This window comes from Azotobacter beijerinckii, assembly GCF_900110885.1.
GTDB lineage: Bacteria > Pseudomonadota > Gammaproteobacteria > Pseudomonadales > Pseudomonadaceae > Azotobacter > Azotobacter beijerinckii.
Genome location: NZ_FOFJ01000017.1, coordinates 49,754 through 64,386 on the forward strand (window position 1 = coordinate 49,754; position 14,633 = coordinate 64,386).

Below are 14,633 nucleotides of genomic sequence, written 5' to 3' on the forward strand. Positions count from 1 at the left end.
GGATATGTCCTGGAAAAGAGTCATCAGTGTCGTCTTCACCCTGCTGGTCTTCGCCGCCGCCGCCTACATCGTGCGCACGCTGTGGGTGCATTACATGGATTCGCCCTGGACCCGCGACGGCCGGGTGCGCGCCGACGTGATCAACATCGCCCCCGACGTCGCCGGCCTGGTGGTCGAGGTGGCGGTGAAGGACAACCAGCCGGTCAAGAAGGGCGACCTGCTGCTGCGCATCGACGACGAACACTATCGCCTGGCGCTCAAGCAGGCCGAAGCCCTGGTAGCCGCGCGCAAGGCCCAGTTGCAGATGAACCAGGAGAACGCCCAGCGGCGGACCGACCTCGACGCGATGGTGGTGTCGCGGGAGAGCCGCATCAACGCCAGCCACCTGGCCAGCGCCGCCCAGGCCGACTATCAAGAAGCGCTGGCGCAGCTCGACCTGGCCCGGCTCAACCTGGGCCGCACCGAGGTGCGCGCGCCGGTCGACGGCTACGTCACCAACCTCAACGTCTTCGAGGGCGACTTCGCCAACCGCGGCGAGGCCGCCCTGGCCCTGGTGGATAGCCATTCCTTCTACGTCTACGGCTACTTCGAGGAAACCCGCCTGCCGCTGATCCGCGTCGGCGACCAGGCCGAGCTGCGCCTGATGAGCGGCGAACGCCTGACCGGCCGGGTCGACAGCATCGCCCGCGGCATCTACGACCGCGACAACCCGGAAAGCCGCGAGCTGGTCGCCGACGTCAATCCGACCTTCAACTGGGTGCGCCTGGCCCGCCGGGTACCGGTGCGCATCCAGCTCGACGCGGTGCCGGAGGGCGTGACCCTGGCGGCCGGCCTCACCTGCACGGTGATCGTCATCCCCAGCACCGACACGCCGCGTCCGCTGCCGGATCGCTGGTAGCCAGAGCAGGCCCGTGGGAGCGGCCCTGGCCGCGAGGGCGGGGAGCGCCGGAGCCTCTCGCTCTCGGCCGAGGCCGCTTCCACAAGCACCTGCAACTGTCACATAACTTCCCGCCGCCTTCTTATTGTCGACCCGTCATTCCCCAGCAAAAAACTGCCGCATTGACAAAGAAAAACCTCCCGCCTCCGCCAACAACTTTCCCATCGAACTCACTGGCTCCCACAAGCCTTTCGCCGGACATATCCAGGCGCTACTTTCCGCTGCCGCCAAGAGCCAGAAACAGCACACGGATTATTACGAAAAACAAATAACAGCGTTACCAGAACACACTTCAAAAGAATCGACGAGCGGACCTGTCCCCGTTGCCAGGAAGCTCTTTTCATTCCTCAAAACACCCCGAAAAGCCCCGCCAAATCTGGCCAGCAGCGACCCGGCAGGGCCTTGACGGGCAGGCGGTAATTGTTGCCAATCCGGTCAACAGTCTTTGGCGTTATTGTTTCTGTAATAGTTATTTCAAAACCATTACAATGAACTCACCTTCCGGAAAAAAGTTGCCGAACCGGAAGCAACCCATTGCCCAACCGCAACACCCGAAAGTTGGACAACAACTTCGCCCGGCTCACCGCGAGGCCGGGGAAGTTTTCGATAAAGTTTCGCTCTACAGGTAATCCTCGATGAAAGCATTAGCCTTGCTGGCTTTGGCTGGAGTTTCGTGCATGGTGGCGGCCGACGAACTGCCGCCCCCCGCGGATCATCCGAAATCGTTGGAAGTTGAACACTACGCCTATGGGATGCACCCGGACATCGCCCGGGTCCTCACGACCTCCGCGGTGCCGAATGTCTGCCAGTCCGTGCCGGTGCAGATGACCTACGAGGATCACCAGGGTCAGCGTCACGTCATGGAATACCTGGTGATGGGCAGCGGCTGCTCGAACGGCTGACCGTCCAGCGCGAAGACGGGCATTGTTGCCGATCCGCTCAACGCTCCTTGTCGCAATCGGCCATGTAACCCGTCCCCCGCAGTCGCTAGAGTGACTCCGCCGTCCGCACGCAAGTGACGACACCGGACGGCAGACCCCGCGGACGCTTCTCTCCGCACCCTTCGACCGGCCTCTCGCGGGGCCGGCCGAAGCCTCCCGAAGACCTTTCCGACAGGCAACCTGATGAAAACGTCGACCCTGCTGCTCCTGGCCGGGGTTTCCTGCATGGCCATGGCCGAAGCCCGGCCGATGACCGCGGACACCACCGGCGCCCCCCGCCTCGAGCACTACGACTACTCGATGGACCCGGACATCGCCCGGGTCATCAAGATCACCGAGATTCCGAACGTCTGCGAAGTCGTGCCGATGCAGATGGTCTACGAGGACAGCCACGGCCAGGCGCCACGTCCTCGAATACAGCGTCATGGGCCGCGGCTGCGGGAGCTACTGAGCGCCGCCAGGCTCCCGCCCGCCCCCGGGCCTGAGCGAAGTTTCCCCCGACCTGCCCGGCCCGCCGGGTGTCGGTGCGCATCCAGCTCGATACGGTGCCGAAGGTCCTACCTCTGGCGGCCGACCTCACCGGTACGGTGATCGTCACCCCAGCGCCGCGCCCGTTACCGGACCGCTGCTAGCAAGGGCAGGCCCGTGGAAGCAACCCTGACCGCGAAAGCGGGGATCGCCGAAACCTTTCGGGCCGAGGCCGCCCCCACGAGCGCCTGCAACTGTCACATAACTTCCGACCGCCTACTTACTCGTCGACTTGCCATTCCCCTGCGAAAAAGTGCCGCATTGATAAATGAAATTCATCCCGAGTCCTCTGAGAACTCTTCACTTGAACTCATCCGGTACCCCAGGCCTTTTTTCAAACATATCAACGCGCCACGCGAATTATTACATCAGATAAATGACAGCATTACCAAAACATGCCTTAACATAACCAGCAAGCGAACCGCACCACATCACTGCACCACATCAAAATGCCACTTCCCAGCACCACAAAGAGCGGAAACACTGCACAGATTATTACGCAATACAAATAACAGCATTACTAAAACACGCCTTAAAAGAGAAAACTGGCGAACCGCACGCTGTTGCCAGGAGCCCATTTTCATCGTTTCCATCCTCCTGAAAGCCCCGCCACATCTGGCCTCGAACGATCCATGCGGCCTCTGACGGGCATGCGGTAATTGTTGCCCATTTGGTCAAAAGTCTTTGTTGTTATTGTTCTGTAATAGTTGTTTCAAAATCATTACAATGAACTCACCTTCCGGAGATGAATTGCCGAACCGGAAGCGGCTCATTGCCCAACCGCAACACCCGAAAGGTTGGACAACAACTTCGCCCGGTTCACCGCGAGGCCGGGGAAGTTGTCGATAAAACTTCGCTTTACAGGTAATTCTCGATGAAAGCAAAAGCATTGGCCTTGCTGGCTTTGGCTGGAATTTCGTGCATGGTGGCGGCTGACGAACTGCCGATCTCCGCGAATCATTCGAAATCGTTGGAAGTTGAACACTATCGCTATGGGATGCACCCGGACATCGCCCGGGTCATCAGGACTTCCGCAGTTCCGAATGTCTGCCAAGCCGCGCCGGTGCAGATGACCTACGAGGATCACCATGGCCAGCGTCACGTCATGGAATACATGGCGATGGGCAAAGGCTGCACAAACTGAGCGTCGCCTCCAGGCTCCATCCGCCGCCCCGGGCATTGCCGCCCGCCCGGGCCTGAGCGAAGCTTCCCCCGGCCATCCGGCCAGCCAACGCGGGGGAAATGCCATGCCGAAAGTCTATCTGGCGGGGCCGGACGTGTTCCGCCGCGACGCTCTCGAGCACGGAGCCCATCTCAAGCGACTGTGCGCCGCGCACGGCCTGGAAGGCCTCTATCCCCTGGACAACGCACTGCCCGCGGGCCTCGCGCCGGCCGCCGCAGCGCAGTGGATCTTTGCCGCGAACGTCGCTCTGCTGCGCAGCGCCGATGCCGTGCTGGCCAACCTCGAGCCCTTCCGCGGACACGAACCGGACTCCGGCACGGTATTCGAGGTGGGCATGGCCGTGGCCCTCGGCAAGCCGCTGTGGGTCTGCTTCGCTCCCGCCGGCGACCTGCGCGCCCAGGTTCCCCACGACCCGGACGGACGCGACGCACAGGGCTGGCAGGTGGAAGACTTCGGCCTGCCGCGCAACCTGATGCTCGCCTGCAGTTGGGCGGGACACAGTGCGACGGTGGAAGCGGCGGTCGCCGCCCTGGCCCGGCATCTCGGCGTCTGAAACGGGACACCGGGGGCCCTCGGCGAATCGCAAAATCGGAGGGATAGGAGCGGCCTTGGCCGTGCTGCTCTACCGAGGCCGCCCCAAACCCGGGGTCTCTCGCGAAGGCGCCATGCGCTTCGCCCAGATGCCCCGACGCCGGCTCAGCCCTTCGGCTTGCCGGCGACCAGCCGGCCCGCCTCGCGACTCAGGCGGATCACGTTGTCGGCCAGCTCCACGCCCTGGCCGGCAGCCTTCCAGCCGCGGCCATACAGGCAGTCGGCGCTCTTCGCCGCCGTCTCCAGGGCGCTCACCAGGGGTTCGGCGTCCGCCGGCGCGTTCTTCGACAGCTCCGCGACCATGCCGCGCAGCTGCGAGGCACTAGCGTCCATCTGCTGTCGGGCAAGATCGAGGAAGACCCTCTGGCTCGCCGAAGCCAGCTCCTGAACCTGCCGGCCGTACTCCAGCAGCCGCTCCGCCTGGGCTGCCGGGGACAGTTCGGCGACCGCCTCCGGTCCGTGTGCCGAGAGCAGCCGGCGCCAGCTGGCGAAAAAACCGTCGCTGGTCACGCGCAGCGCCTGGAGCTGCAGCCGGGCGAGCCGCTCGCTGCCGTCGATCACCCCCTTGCCAAGCCGCTGCACGGCATCCAGCCCGGACGGCTGACCGTTCTGGAACGCTTCCGAATCAAAGATGGACATATCTGAACCTCCCAAAGGCAACGACCGGGTCGGCTAGGCGCACCGGATCGCGGCGAACCGTCTGACCGCATTATCACTTTCCCGAAAGCCTTGCTGCATCGACTTTTTGCATTGCACAAAAAAAGTTTGCTCCCCCCTTGCCCCCTCCGCTATAAGAAACGGGCCATCGTCCCCGACCCTCCATGGCATTCGAATCCACATCGACTGGCTTCTCCTGGAGGAACGCACTGCTTGGCCTTACTCCACACGAAGAGGGTGATCATGAGCCAGGAGACTTTTTTTGCGCAGCAGGAAGACTGCTTCTCCTCTTTCCACAACTATCTACAGCATATCGGCGAGTTGCAGAAGCTGCAGGCGCGCAACCTGCAGGACGGCATTCGCCGGCGCCAGGAGAAGTCGCTGCAGGCACTGGCCGAGAGCGCGCCGCAGGTGCCCAACGCCACCGACTGGCTCGACTACCTGAGCGACTTCAACCAGCGCACCCTGCTATTCTGGGACACCCTGCGCCAGCGTGCCGACAACACCCTGAACCACCGGCAGGCCGGCTACCCGGTGCTGCTCAAGTTCGACCACGAACTCCTGCTCGACGGCCGCAGCCTGCCCTCCCCGGTCAACTATTCGCTGCTGCGCATCCTCCCCGGCGTGGGCCAGATGACCGACGTCGCCCTGCCGCCGGTGATCGTCATCGATCCGCGCGGCGGGCACGGCGCCGGCATCGGCGGCTTCAAGGAGGAGTCGGAGATCGGCGAAAGCCTGCGCGCCGGACACCCCACCTACTTCATCGCCTTCAGCCACACCTCGGAGCCCGGCCAGACGCTGGGCGACGTCGCCGCCGCCCAGGCCCGCTTCATCGAACTGGTCAGCGAGCGCCACGCCCACGCCGGCAAGCCGGTGCTGATCGGCAACTGCCAGGCCGGCTGGGCGCTCATGGGACTGGCGGCACTGCGTCCGGAACTGCCGGGGCTGGTGGTGGTGGTCGGCGCCCCGCTCTCCTACTGGGCCGGGACCAACGGCCGCAACCCGATGCGCTATGCCGGCGGCCTGCTCGGCGGCGCCTGGATGACCCGCCTGGGCAGCGACCTCGGCAACGGCCGCTTCGACGGCACCTGGCTGGTCAGCAACTTCGAGAATCTCGACCCGGCCCACGCCCTGTGGGGCAAGTACTACGAGCTTTTCTCCAGCATAGACAGCGAAGCGCCGCGCTTCCTCGACTTCGAGCGCTGGTGGGGCAGCCCCAATCTGTTCAACAGCGAGGAGATCGAGGTCATCGTCGACGACCTGTTCATCGGCAACCGCCTGACCGGCGCGCGGGGCAGCCTCACCGACCTGCGCAAGATCGAGGCGCCGGTGGTGGTGTTCTGCTCCTACGGCGACAACATCACCCCGCCGCAGCAGGCCCTGAACTGGATCGTCGACCTCTACCCCAACGATCTGGCGCTGCACTCGGCCGGGCGCACCATCATCTACCTCAAGCACGCCAGCATCGGCCACCTGGGCATCTTCGTCTCCGGCAAGGTGGCACGCCGCGAGCACCGCCAGCTGATCGGCGCGATCGACGCGATCAAGGCCCTGCCGCCCGGGCTGTTCGAACTGATCATCGACGACGTGCCCCACGCCGACGACCGCACGCAGGCCTACAAGGTGCATTTCGAGCCGCGACGGATCGCCGACATCGTCGCGGACGACGACGGCCGCGACGACGAACGGGAGTTCGCCCTGGTCGAGCGCGTCTCGGCGATCAGCAGCACCTATTACGACTGGACGGTACGCCCCTGGCTGAGCCGGGCGGTCGACGAGCCGGGCGCCGAACTGCTGCGCCAGAGCCACCCCTTCCACCAGCAGCGGCTGGCCTGGAGCAGCCTGAACCCGGCGCTCTGGTGGCTATCCGGGACGGCCGAGCTGGCGCGCCGCCAGCGCCGCCCGGTGCGGGCCGACAACCCGCTGCTGGCCTGGCAGGAACTCGTTTCCGGCTGCGTGGAGAACGCCCTGGATACCTGGCGCGACTTCCGCGACGCCGGCCAGGAGCTGGCCTTCCACATGTTCTACGGCGGGCTCAGCACCCTCGCCAGCGGCAGGCAGGCGAAGAGCAGTGCGGAACCCGCCAGCGAACGCGACCGCGCCCTGATCGCGCGCCTGCACGAAGCCCTGCCGCTGGGCGACGCGCGGGAGGCGGCGATCCGCATCCTGCTGCTGCTCGCCCGGGCCAGCGGCCGGCTGGACAAGGACATGCTGGAAAACATCGTCAAGGACTACCGCCGCCGGGCCAGCAGCGACCCGCAGGTCCCGGACGTCGCCAGTCTGCGGGAAACCACCCGGCTGCAGAACCTGCTGGTCTTCGCCTACCCCGAGGAGAGCCTGCAGAGCCTGCCCGAGCTGCTTCCCGAGCCGGAGGAACGCCAGCGGATTCTCGCCGAGGTCGTGCGCATCGAACCCGACTGGCAGCGCAGCGACGGCCCACTGGGCGAACTCTGGCGCCAGCTGTTCGAAGTGCTGGAGCTGCCGCAGGCGGACTTCGCCCGGCTACGCGCGGAACTGCCCGCGCCGGCCCCGGAAGTGATCGCCGAGGCGAGCGTCGCGGCGCCGTCCGTCGCTGCCGAGGCCATCGCCGAGGAAAGCGCCGCTCCGGCGCCCGAGCCGCAAGCGCAGCAGCCCGCAGCGGAAGCCGCGGCGCCGCAGGTCGGGGCGGAAGCGCCGAGCGAGCCGGCCCCGGTCGTCGAACCCGCCGTCGTGCCGGAACCGCAGGCCGAGTCCGTGGCCGAGCCGGCAATCGGTGCCGCGGCCGAGCCGGTGGCCGAGCCTGTCGCCGCCGAGCCGCCGGCGGAGGTCAAGGCGGAAGCCGCAACCAAGCCGCACATCCGCGTCCGCTCGAACACGGTGACCGAGGCCCCGGCGAGCGGCGAGCCGCAACCCGCCGCCGCAGCCGCCCCGGCCGCCGTGGAAACAGCGCCCGCCTCTGCCGAAGCCGCCCCGGTCAGCGCGGAAGCGCCGCCCGCCCCCGCCGAAGCCATCCCGGCTACCGCGGAAACGCCGACTGTTCCGAGCAAAGCCGCCCCGTCGGCAAAAGCCGCCAGCCCGGCGACGAAGGCGACCAGGACGCCCGCCAAACCGCGCCAGCCCGGCCGGCCGCGCAAGCCCACCAGCAAGTAACGCCCCCATCCGGTAGGGCCAGCTCGCTGGCACCTACCGCGTCTCGCTACCCCCCGCTGGCATTCATGAAGCGCAGCACCTGAACTTCGCCGCTCGCGGAGAAGTCGTGCTGCTGCGGCTTGTGCAGCAGGGCGCGGTCGATGGCGTCCACCAGCGGCCGGTCGTCGGTCGGGTGGCGGCGCAGCAGGGCGCGCAGGTCCAGCGACTGCTCGTGGCCGAGGCAGAGCAGCAGGCGGCCCTCGACGGTCAGCCGCAGGCGGTTGCAGCTGGCGCAGAAGGTGTGGCTGTGCGGCGAGATGAAGCCGATGCGGCTGGCCGGATGCGCCGGCAGGCGCACGTAGCGCGCCGGCCCGCCGCTCTGCTCGGCGCAGTCGAGCAGCGCGTAGCGGCTGGCGATCCGCGCTCTCACCTCGTCGCTGGAGCAGAAGGCCTCGCCGCGCGAGCGGCCGACCTCGCCCAGCGGCATTTCCTCGATGAAGCTGATGTCCAGCCCGCGCGCCACGGCGTAGTCGACCAGCGCGAGCACCTCGTCGGCGTTGCGCCCCTGCATCACCACGGTATTCAGCTTGATCCGCTCGAAGCCGGCGGCGCGGGCCGCCTCGATGCCGTCGAGCACCCGCGCCAGCTCGCCGGTGCGGGTGATGGCGCGAAAGCGCGCCGGGTCCAGGCTGTCCAGGCTGATGTTAAGGCGCTTCACCCCAGCCTCGGCCAGCGGCCGGGCCAGCCTGGCCAGCTGCGCGCCGTTGGTGGTCATCACCAGCTCGCGCAGGCCGGGCAACGCGGCGATACGCTCGCACAGGCCGAGGATGTCGCGGCGCACCAGCGGCTCGCCGCCGGTGAGGCGGATCTTCTTCACCCCGCGGCCGACGAACAGCCGGGCCGCGCGGTACAGCTCCTCGAGGCCGAGGATCTGCTGGCGCGGCAGAAAGCGCATGTCCTCGGCCATGCAGTAGACGCAGCGGAAGTCGCAGCGGTCGGTCACCGACAGCCGCAGGTAGTCGATGGTGCGTCCGAAGCCGTCCTGCAATGCATTGGCCATGGGGATTCTCGTCAAAAGTATGCGGTGAACTCGCAGGGTGGATAACGGCGTAGCCTTATTCACCCTACGCCTCGCCCCCTGCTCAGCCCGGAAAGAGGAACGGATTGAGGCTGCTGCGGAAGAAGCCCTGGCGCTCCACCTCGGCGTCCAGCGCCAGGGAGGCCAGGTCGTCGGCGATCACCTCCAGCTGCGGGTCGCGGTCCTCGTGGAGGACCTTGAGGTAGCTGTTGCAGTCGCCGCAGCTTTCCGCGCGGATCGCCGCCTGCTCGCTGTCCAGCGACCAGTAGTCGAGCCGGCCGCCCTCCTCGCAGTGGCTGCACTTGGTGCGCACCATGTGCCAGCGGCTCTCGCACAGCCCGCACTGCAGGTAGCGCAGGCCGCTCTGGGCGCCGCCGCGGATCACGCTGGCCACCGGCGCGCCACCGCACACCGGGCAACACTGGCGACCCTCGCCGACCCGGGCCTCGCCGCTGGCCGGCAACTGCGCGGCCAGTTGCGTCCAGTACAGCGACAGCGCGGCCCAGAGGAAGGGCGCGCGGTCGCTGCCGACCACCAGGTAGTCGCCGGCCAGCAGGGCGTCGGCCAGCTTCTCCAGGGCGATCCCGTCGCAGCTGCGCAGCCCGGCGAGGGTCTGTGCCACGGCCGGATTCGCCGCGGCCGGCAGGCGCTCGAACAGTGCCTGCAGCAGTTCGCGCCAGTGCCGCTCGCGCGGCAGGCGGGTGGCCTCCAGCGGCGGCAGCGACCCGCCGAGACGGGCGGGCAGCGTGGCGGCCAGCGCTGCGGGCAGCGGCAGCGCCTCGGCAACCTGCTGCTGCGCCTCGGCGATGCCGGCGGCGAAGCGCAGGTAGTCGGCCATCGGGTGGCCCTCGGCGAGCTGGCGCAGGCGCGCGGCGCGGCGCCCGTAGCGGTTTTTCAGGTCGGGCAGGATCAGCGGCACGATGGCGCCGACGCCACCGCTCGGCTGCTCGTCGGAAACCAGGCGGATGCTGTTCATTCGCCGCCCTCGCCCCTGGCCGGCTTGCTGGAGATCTGCCGGTACCAGCGGTCGTGGTGGCTTTTGGCCCAGCGGCGCGAGACGTAGCCGGTGACCATCCCGGAAATCGAACCCTTGACCCAGAAGGCCAGGTAGGCGTGGCCGAGGATCAGCAGGATCAGCGCGATGCCGGCGGCGGCGTGCAGGAACAGGCCGAGGCGGATCAGCGGGATGGGGACGGCCGGGGCGAAGTACGGCCGCCAGATCGCCAGGCCGCTGAGCAGCAGCACGCCGATCAGGCTCATGATCCCCCAGAACAGGATCTTCTGGCCGGCGTTGTACTTGCCGATCTGCAGGGGCTTGTCGTGGTTGCCGAGCAGCACGTCCTTGAGGTTGGCGAACCAGGCGAGGTCCTCGCGCTCCGGCAGGTTGTACTTGACGAAGCGGATGAACAGGTAGACCAGGGCGAGAAACACCGCGACGCCGAGGAAAGGGTGCAGGATGCGCGCCATCTGCGGCGTGCCGAGCACCGCGCCGAGCCCGCCGAGGGTCGGGAAGAACCACGACAGCCCGGAGAGCGCGGCGAGGAAGAAGCAGATCACCATCACCCAGTGACAGGCGCGCTCGGGGAAGCGGGTGCGCAGGATCATGTCGCGCTTGTTCATGTCTCGGTCTCCTCATGCTCGTCGACCTGGTTCGGGCCGACGCCGACGTAGTGGAACAGGGTACCGGCCAGGGTGGCGAAGAAGGCCACGGCGGCGACCGGCTTCATCCAGCCCTTCCAGCCGTGGATCGCGCTGCTGATGCGCGGGTCTTTGGGCAGGTTGTGGTACAGCTCGGGCCGGTCGGCGTGGTGCAGCACGTACATCACGTGGGTGCCGCCGACGCCCTGCGGGTCGTAGAGGCCGGCGTTGGCGTAGCCGCGGCCGTGCAGCTCCTCGACGCGCTGGCCGGCCAGGTGCTGCATGTCGGCCTTGCTGCCGAAGCTGATCGCCCCGGTCGGGCAGGTCTTGGCGCAGGCCGGCTCCTGGCCCACCGCCACGCGGTCGGAACACAGGGTGCACTTGTAGGCCTTGTTGTCCTCCTGACTGATCCGCGGCACGTTGAACGGGCAGCCGGCGACGCAGTAGCCGCAGCCGATGCAGTGCTCGGACTGGAAGTCGACGATGCCGTTGGCGTACTGGACGATGGCGCCCGGGCTCGGGCAGGCCTTGAGGCAGCCGGGATCGCTGCAGTGCATGCAGCCGTCCTTGCGGATCAGCCATTCCAGCCGGCCGTTCTCCTGCTGCACCTCGTCGAAGCGCATCACCGTCCAGCTCTTGGCGCTGAGGTCGATGGGGTTGTCGTAGACGCCGACATTCTGGCCGACCTCGTCGCGCAGGTCGTTCCACTCCGAGCAGGCGACCTGGCAGGCCTTGCAGCCGATGCAGATGCTCACGTCGATCAGCTTGGCGACTTCCGCCTGGTGGTCGCGGACCTGGGTCGGCGGGGTCAGGGCGCTGGTCGCCGAGCGCTTGAGGATGTCTTGGGATTGCATGGACATGGAAAGCCCTCCATCAGACCTTTTCAATGTTCACGAGGAAGGCCTTGTACTCCGGCGTCTGCGAGTTGGCGTCGCCAACCGCGGGCGTCAGGGTGTTGGCCAGAAAGCCCTTGCGGGTGGTGCCCGTAAAGCCCCAGTGACAGGGGATGCCGACGGTGTCGACCGGCTGGCCGTCGATCTCCAGGGTGGCGATGCGCTTGGTCACCACCGCCTTGGCCTTGATGAAGCCGCGCATCGAGGTGACCTTGACGGTGTCGCCGGCGCGAATGCCCTTCTGCGCCGCCAGCTGCTCGCCGATCTCGACGAACTGCTCGGGCTGGACGATGGCGTTGAGCCGCGAGGCCTTGGTCCAGTGGCGGAACATCTCGGTGATCGAGTAGGTGGTGGCGACGTAGGGGAAGTCCGCCGCGGTGCCCATGCGCTGGCGGTCGTTGTCGAACAGCCGGGTGGTCGGGTTGAAGGTGACCTTCGGGTGCAGCGGGTTTTCCGCCAGCGGCGACTCGATCGGCTCGTAGTGTTCGGGGAAGGGCCCGTCGCCCAGCGCGCCGGCCGCGAACAGCCGGCCGAGGCCCTCGGGCAGCATGATGAACGGGTTGGCCTCGCTGCCCGGCGCGACGGTGGCGGCGAAGTCGGCGACGTCGATGCCGCTCCAGCGCTGGCCGTTCCACTCGATCAGCTTGCGTTTCGGGTCCCAGGGCTTGCCCTGCGGGTCGACCGAGGCGCGGTTGTAGAGGATGCGGCGGTTCTGCGGCCAGCACCAGGCCCAGCCCGGCGTGCTGCCGAGGCCCTGGCCGTCGCTGGCGTTGTCGCGCCGCGCCATCTGGTTGCCGGCCTCGGTCCAGGAGCCGGCGAAGACCCAGCAGAAGCTGGCGGTGCTGCCGTCGGCGCGCAGCAGGGAGAAGTCGCGCAACAGCTCACCCTTTTTCGCCAGCAGGTTGCCCTGCGGGTCGTAGAGGTCGGCCAGGGCGTAGCCGTTGGCCTCCCGGGCGACCTCCTCGGGCGCAGGGTCCTCCGGATCGCTGTAGTTCCAGGCCATGTTGAGCAGCGGCGCGGGGTTGGCGCCGCCCTCCTGCGCGTACAGCTCGCGCAGCCTGAGGAACAGGTGGCCGAGGATCTTGCCGTCGTGCCAGGCCTCGGCCGGCGGCGCCGCACCCGCCCAGTGCCACTGCAGCCAGCGCCCGGAGTTGGTGATCGAGCCGTTCTCCTCGGCGAAGCAGGACGACGGCAGGCGGAACACCTCGGTCTGGATCTCGGCCGGGTTCACGTCGTTGGCTTCGCCGTGGTTCTGCCAGAAGTTCGAGCTTTCGGTGACCAGCGGGTCGATCACCACCAGGTACTTGAGCCTGGACAGGGCGGCGACCGCCTTGTTCTTGTCCGGGAAGGCGGCGATCGGGTTGAAGCCCTGGGCGATGTAGCCGTTGACCTTGCCCTCGTACATCAGCTCCATATAGCGCAGCACGTCGTACTCGACGTCCCACTTGGGCAGCCAGTCGAAGCCCCAGTCGTTGTCCCTGGTCGCCTTGTCGCCCCAGACGCTCTTCATCAGGCTGACGAAGAACTTCTCGGTGTTCTGCCAGTAGTTCACCTGGCCGGGCAGCAGCGCCTTGGGCGTGCTCTGCGCGAGGTAGGTGGCCAGGTCGGGCTGGCGTTCCGAGGGCAGGTTCAGGTAGCCCGGCATGCGCACCGAGAGCAGGCCGAGGTCGGTGTAGCCCTGGATGTTCGAGTGGCCGCGCAGGGCGTTGATGCCGCCGCCGGGCATGCCGATGTTGCCGAGCAACAGCTGGATCATCGCCGCGCCGCGGATGATCTGCACGCCGCTGGTGTGGTGGGTCCAGCCGAGGGCGTAGAGGAAGGTCGCGGTCTTGTCCGGCGCGCTGGTGTCGCCGAGCAGCCGGCAGATCTCCAGGAAGTCCTCCTTCGGCGTGCCGCACAGGCGCGTGACCATCTCCGGGGTGTAGCGGCTGACGTGCTGCTTCAGCAGGTTCCACACGCAGCGCGGATGGCTGAGCGTGAGGTCGCGCTTGGCGTGGCCGTTCTCGTCGAGCTGGTAGGCCCAGGAGCTGCGGTCGTACTGCTTCTTCGCCTCGTCGTAGCCGCTGAACAGGCCCTCGTCGAAGGCGAAGTCGTCGCGCACCAGCAGGCTCGCGTTGGTATAGGCGCGCACGTACTCGTGCTGGATCCTGTCGTGGGCGATCAGGTAGTTGACCACCCCCATCAGGAAGGTCACGTCGGAGCCGGCGCGGATCGGCGCGTAGAGGTCGGCGACCGCGGCGCTGCGGTTGAAGCGTGGGTCGACCACGATCAGCTTGGCGCCGTTGCGGATCTTCGCCTCGATGGCCCACTTGAAGCCCACCGGGTGGGCCTCGGCGGGGTTGCCGCCCATCACCAGCACGACGTTGGCGTTCTTGATGTCCACCCAGTTGTTGGTCATCGCGCCGCGCCCGAAGCTGGGCGCCAGGGCGGCCACGGTCGGGCCGTGGCAGAGCCGCGCCTGGCAGTCCATGCCGAGGATGCCGAGGGCGCGGGTGAAGCGCCAGTCGAGGGCGCCGGTCTCGTTGCTGGCCGCCGAGGAGCAGAGCATGCCGGTGGTCAGCCAGCGGTTCACGGTGAGCCCGGCGGCGTTCTTCTCGACGAAGTTGGCGTCGCGGTCGTCCTTCATCCGCCGGGCGATGCGCGCGATGGCCTCCTCCCAGCTGATCCGCTGCCACTTATCCGAACCCGGCGCGCGGTATTCGGGGTACTGCAGGCGCTGCTCGCTGTGGATGAAGTCGACCAGACCGGCGCCCTTCGGGCACAGCGAGCCGCGGCTGACCGGATGGTCCGGGTCGCCCTCGATGTGGAAGATCCGCGGCTTGGCGTTCTTCGCGCCGTCGCCGAGGCTGTACATCAGCACCCCGCAGCCCACCGAGCAGTAGGTGCAGTTGTTGCGGGTCTCCTTGGCGCGCAGCAGCTTGTACTGGCGCGTCTGGCTGGCGAGGGCCACAGCGGGGGCGAAGCCGAGGGTGGCGGCGGTGGCGCCGGCCACCCCGACGGTACAGAGCTTGAAGAACTGTCTTCTGCCGAGTTCCATGACGATCTCCTGAAAAGAGGGACGAGTGCGGCCCGCGCTTCG

General features: G+C 67.3%; 12 protein-coding genes and 1 pseudogene. 6 read left to right on the plus strand and 7 right to left on the minus strand.

All coding sequences use genetic code 11. The annotated features are described in order from the left end of the window. The first annotated feature begins 4 nt into the window (after positions 1-4). From BMY22_RS10800 to BMY22_RS10810, 3 genes and pseudogenes are all read left to right on the plus strand, one after another. On the plus strand, positions 5-898 hold the full coding sequence (locus BMY22_RS10800) for an efflux RND transporter periplasmic adaptor subunit (RefSeq protein WP_090621870.1): 894 nt from the start codon (positions 5-7) through the stop codon (positions 896-898). 674 nt (positions 899-1,572) lie between these two features. Continuing rightward, complete coding sequence (locus tag BMY22_RS10805; protein WP_090621871.1) at positions 1,573-1,839, plus strand: DUF2790 domain-containing protein; 267 nt, start codon at positions 1,573-1,575, stop codon at positions 1,837-1,839. A gap of 222 nt (positions 1,840-2,061) precedes the next feature. After that, positions 2,062-2,329 (plus strand): annotated as a pseudogene (locus tag BMY22_RS10810) (DUF2790 domain-containing protein). 508 nt (positions 2,330-2,837) lie between these two features. On the opposite strand, the gene BMY22_RS24335 reads toward BMY22_RS10810, so the two are convergent. Further along, a complete protein-coding gene (locus tag BMY22_RS24335; RefSeq protein ID WP_167363729.1) occupies positions 2,838-2,990 on the minus strand; it encodes a hypothetical protein in 153 nt (50 codons plus the stop codon). Positions 2,991-3,280: 290 nt separating this feature from the next. Here BMY22_RS24335 and BMY22_RS10815 point away from each other — a divergent pair, with 290 nt between their 5' ends. Together BMY22_RS10815 and BMY22_RS10820 are read left to right on the plus strand one after the other, a co-directional pair. Further along, a complete protein-coding gene (locus BMY22_RS10815; protein ID WP_090621873.1) occupies positions 3,281-3,550 on the plus strand; it encodes a DUF2790 domain-containing protein in 270 nt (89 codons plus the stop codon). Between the two features lie 103 nt (positions 3,551-3,653). Then, positions 3,654-4,142, plus strand: coding sequence for a nucleoside 2-deoxyribosyltransferase (locus BMY22_RS10820; protein ID WP_090621875.1), 489 nt, complete (start codon positions 3,654-3,656; stop codon positions 4,140-4,142). 143 nt (positions 4,143-4,285) lie between these two features. Here the strand turns inward: BMY22_RS10820 and phaP are convergent, their stop codons facing one another. Beyond that, the gene (gene phaP, locus BMY22_RS10825) at positions 4,286-4,819 is read right to left on the minus strand and encodes a TIGR01841 family phasin (RefSeq protein WP_090621876.1); all 534 of its coding nucleotides are present in this window, start codon (positions 4,817-4,819) and stop codon (positions 4,286-4,288) included. Between the two features lie 261 nt (positions 4,820-5,080). Here phaP and BMY22_RS10835 point away from each other — a divergent pair, with 261 nt between their 5' ends. Beyond that, positions 5,081-7,966, plus strand: a complete 2,886-nt coding sequence (locus tag BMY22_RS10835) for a DUF3141 domain-containing protein (protein ID WP_090621878.1) — start codon at positions 5,081-5,083, stop codon at positions 7,964-7,966. Between the two features lie 46 nt (positions 7,967-8,012). Here the strand turns inward: BMY22_RS10835 and moaA are convergent, their stop codons facing one another. From moaA to fdnG, 5 genes are all read right to left on the minus strand, one after another. Continuing rightward, a complete protein-coding gene (gene moaA, locus BMY22_RS10840) occupies positions 8,013-9,005 on the minus strand; it encodes a GTP 3',8-cyclase MoaA (protein ID WP_090621879.1) in 993 nt (330 codons plus the stop codon). Positions 9,006-9,087: 82 nt separating this feature from the next. After that, on the minus strand, positions 9,088-9,999 hold the full coding sequence (fdhE, locus tag BMY22_RS10845; RefSeq protein ID WP_090621881.1) for a formate dehydrogenase accessory protein FdhE: 912 nt from the start codon (positions 9,997-9,999) through the stop codon (positions 9,088-9,090). Next, the gene (locus BMY22_RS10850; protein ID WP_090621882.1) at positions 9,996-10,643 is read right to left on the minus strand and encodes a formate dehydrogenase subunit gamma; all 648 of its coding nucleotides are present in this window, start codon (positions 10,641-10,643) and stop codon (positions 9,996-9,998) included. The genes fdhE and BMY22_RS10850 overlap by 4 nt, the downstream gene beginning before the upstream one ends. Continuing rightward, the gene (gene fdxH / locus BMY22_RS10855; protein WP_279626356.1) at positions 10,640-11,515 is read right to left on the minus strand and encodes a formate dehydrogenase subunit beta; all 876 of its coding nucleotides are present in this window, start codon (positions 11,513-11,515) and stop codon (positions 10,640-10,642) included. The genes BMY22_RS10850 and fdxH overlap by 4 nt, the downstream gene beginning before the upstream one ends. Positions 11,516-11,534: 19 nt before the next feature. Further along, the gene (gene fdnG / locus BMY22_RS10860) at positions 11,535-14,591 is read right to left on the minus strand and encodes a formate dehydrogenase-N subunit alpha (protein ID WP_090621886.1); all 3,057 of its coding nucleotides are present in this window, start codon (positions 14,589-14,591) and stop codon (positions 11,535-11,537) included. Between the last annotated feature and the right edge of the window lie 42 nt (positions 14,592-14,633).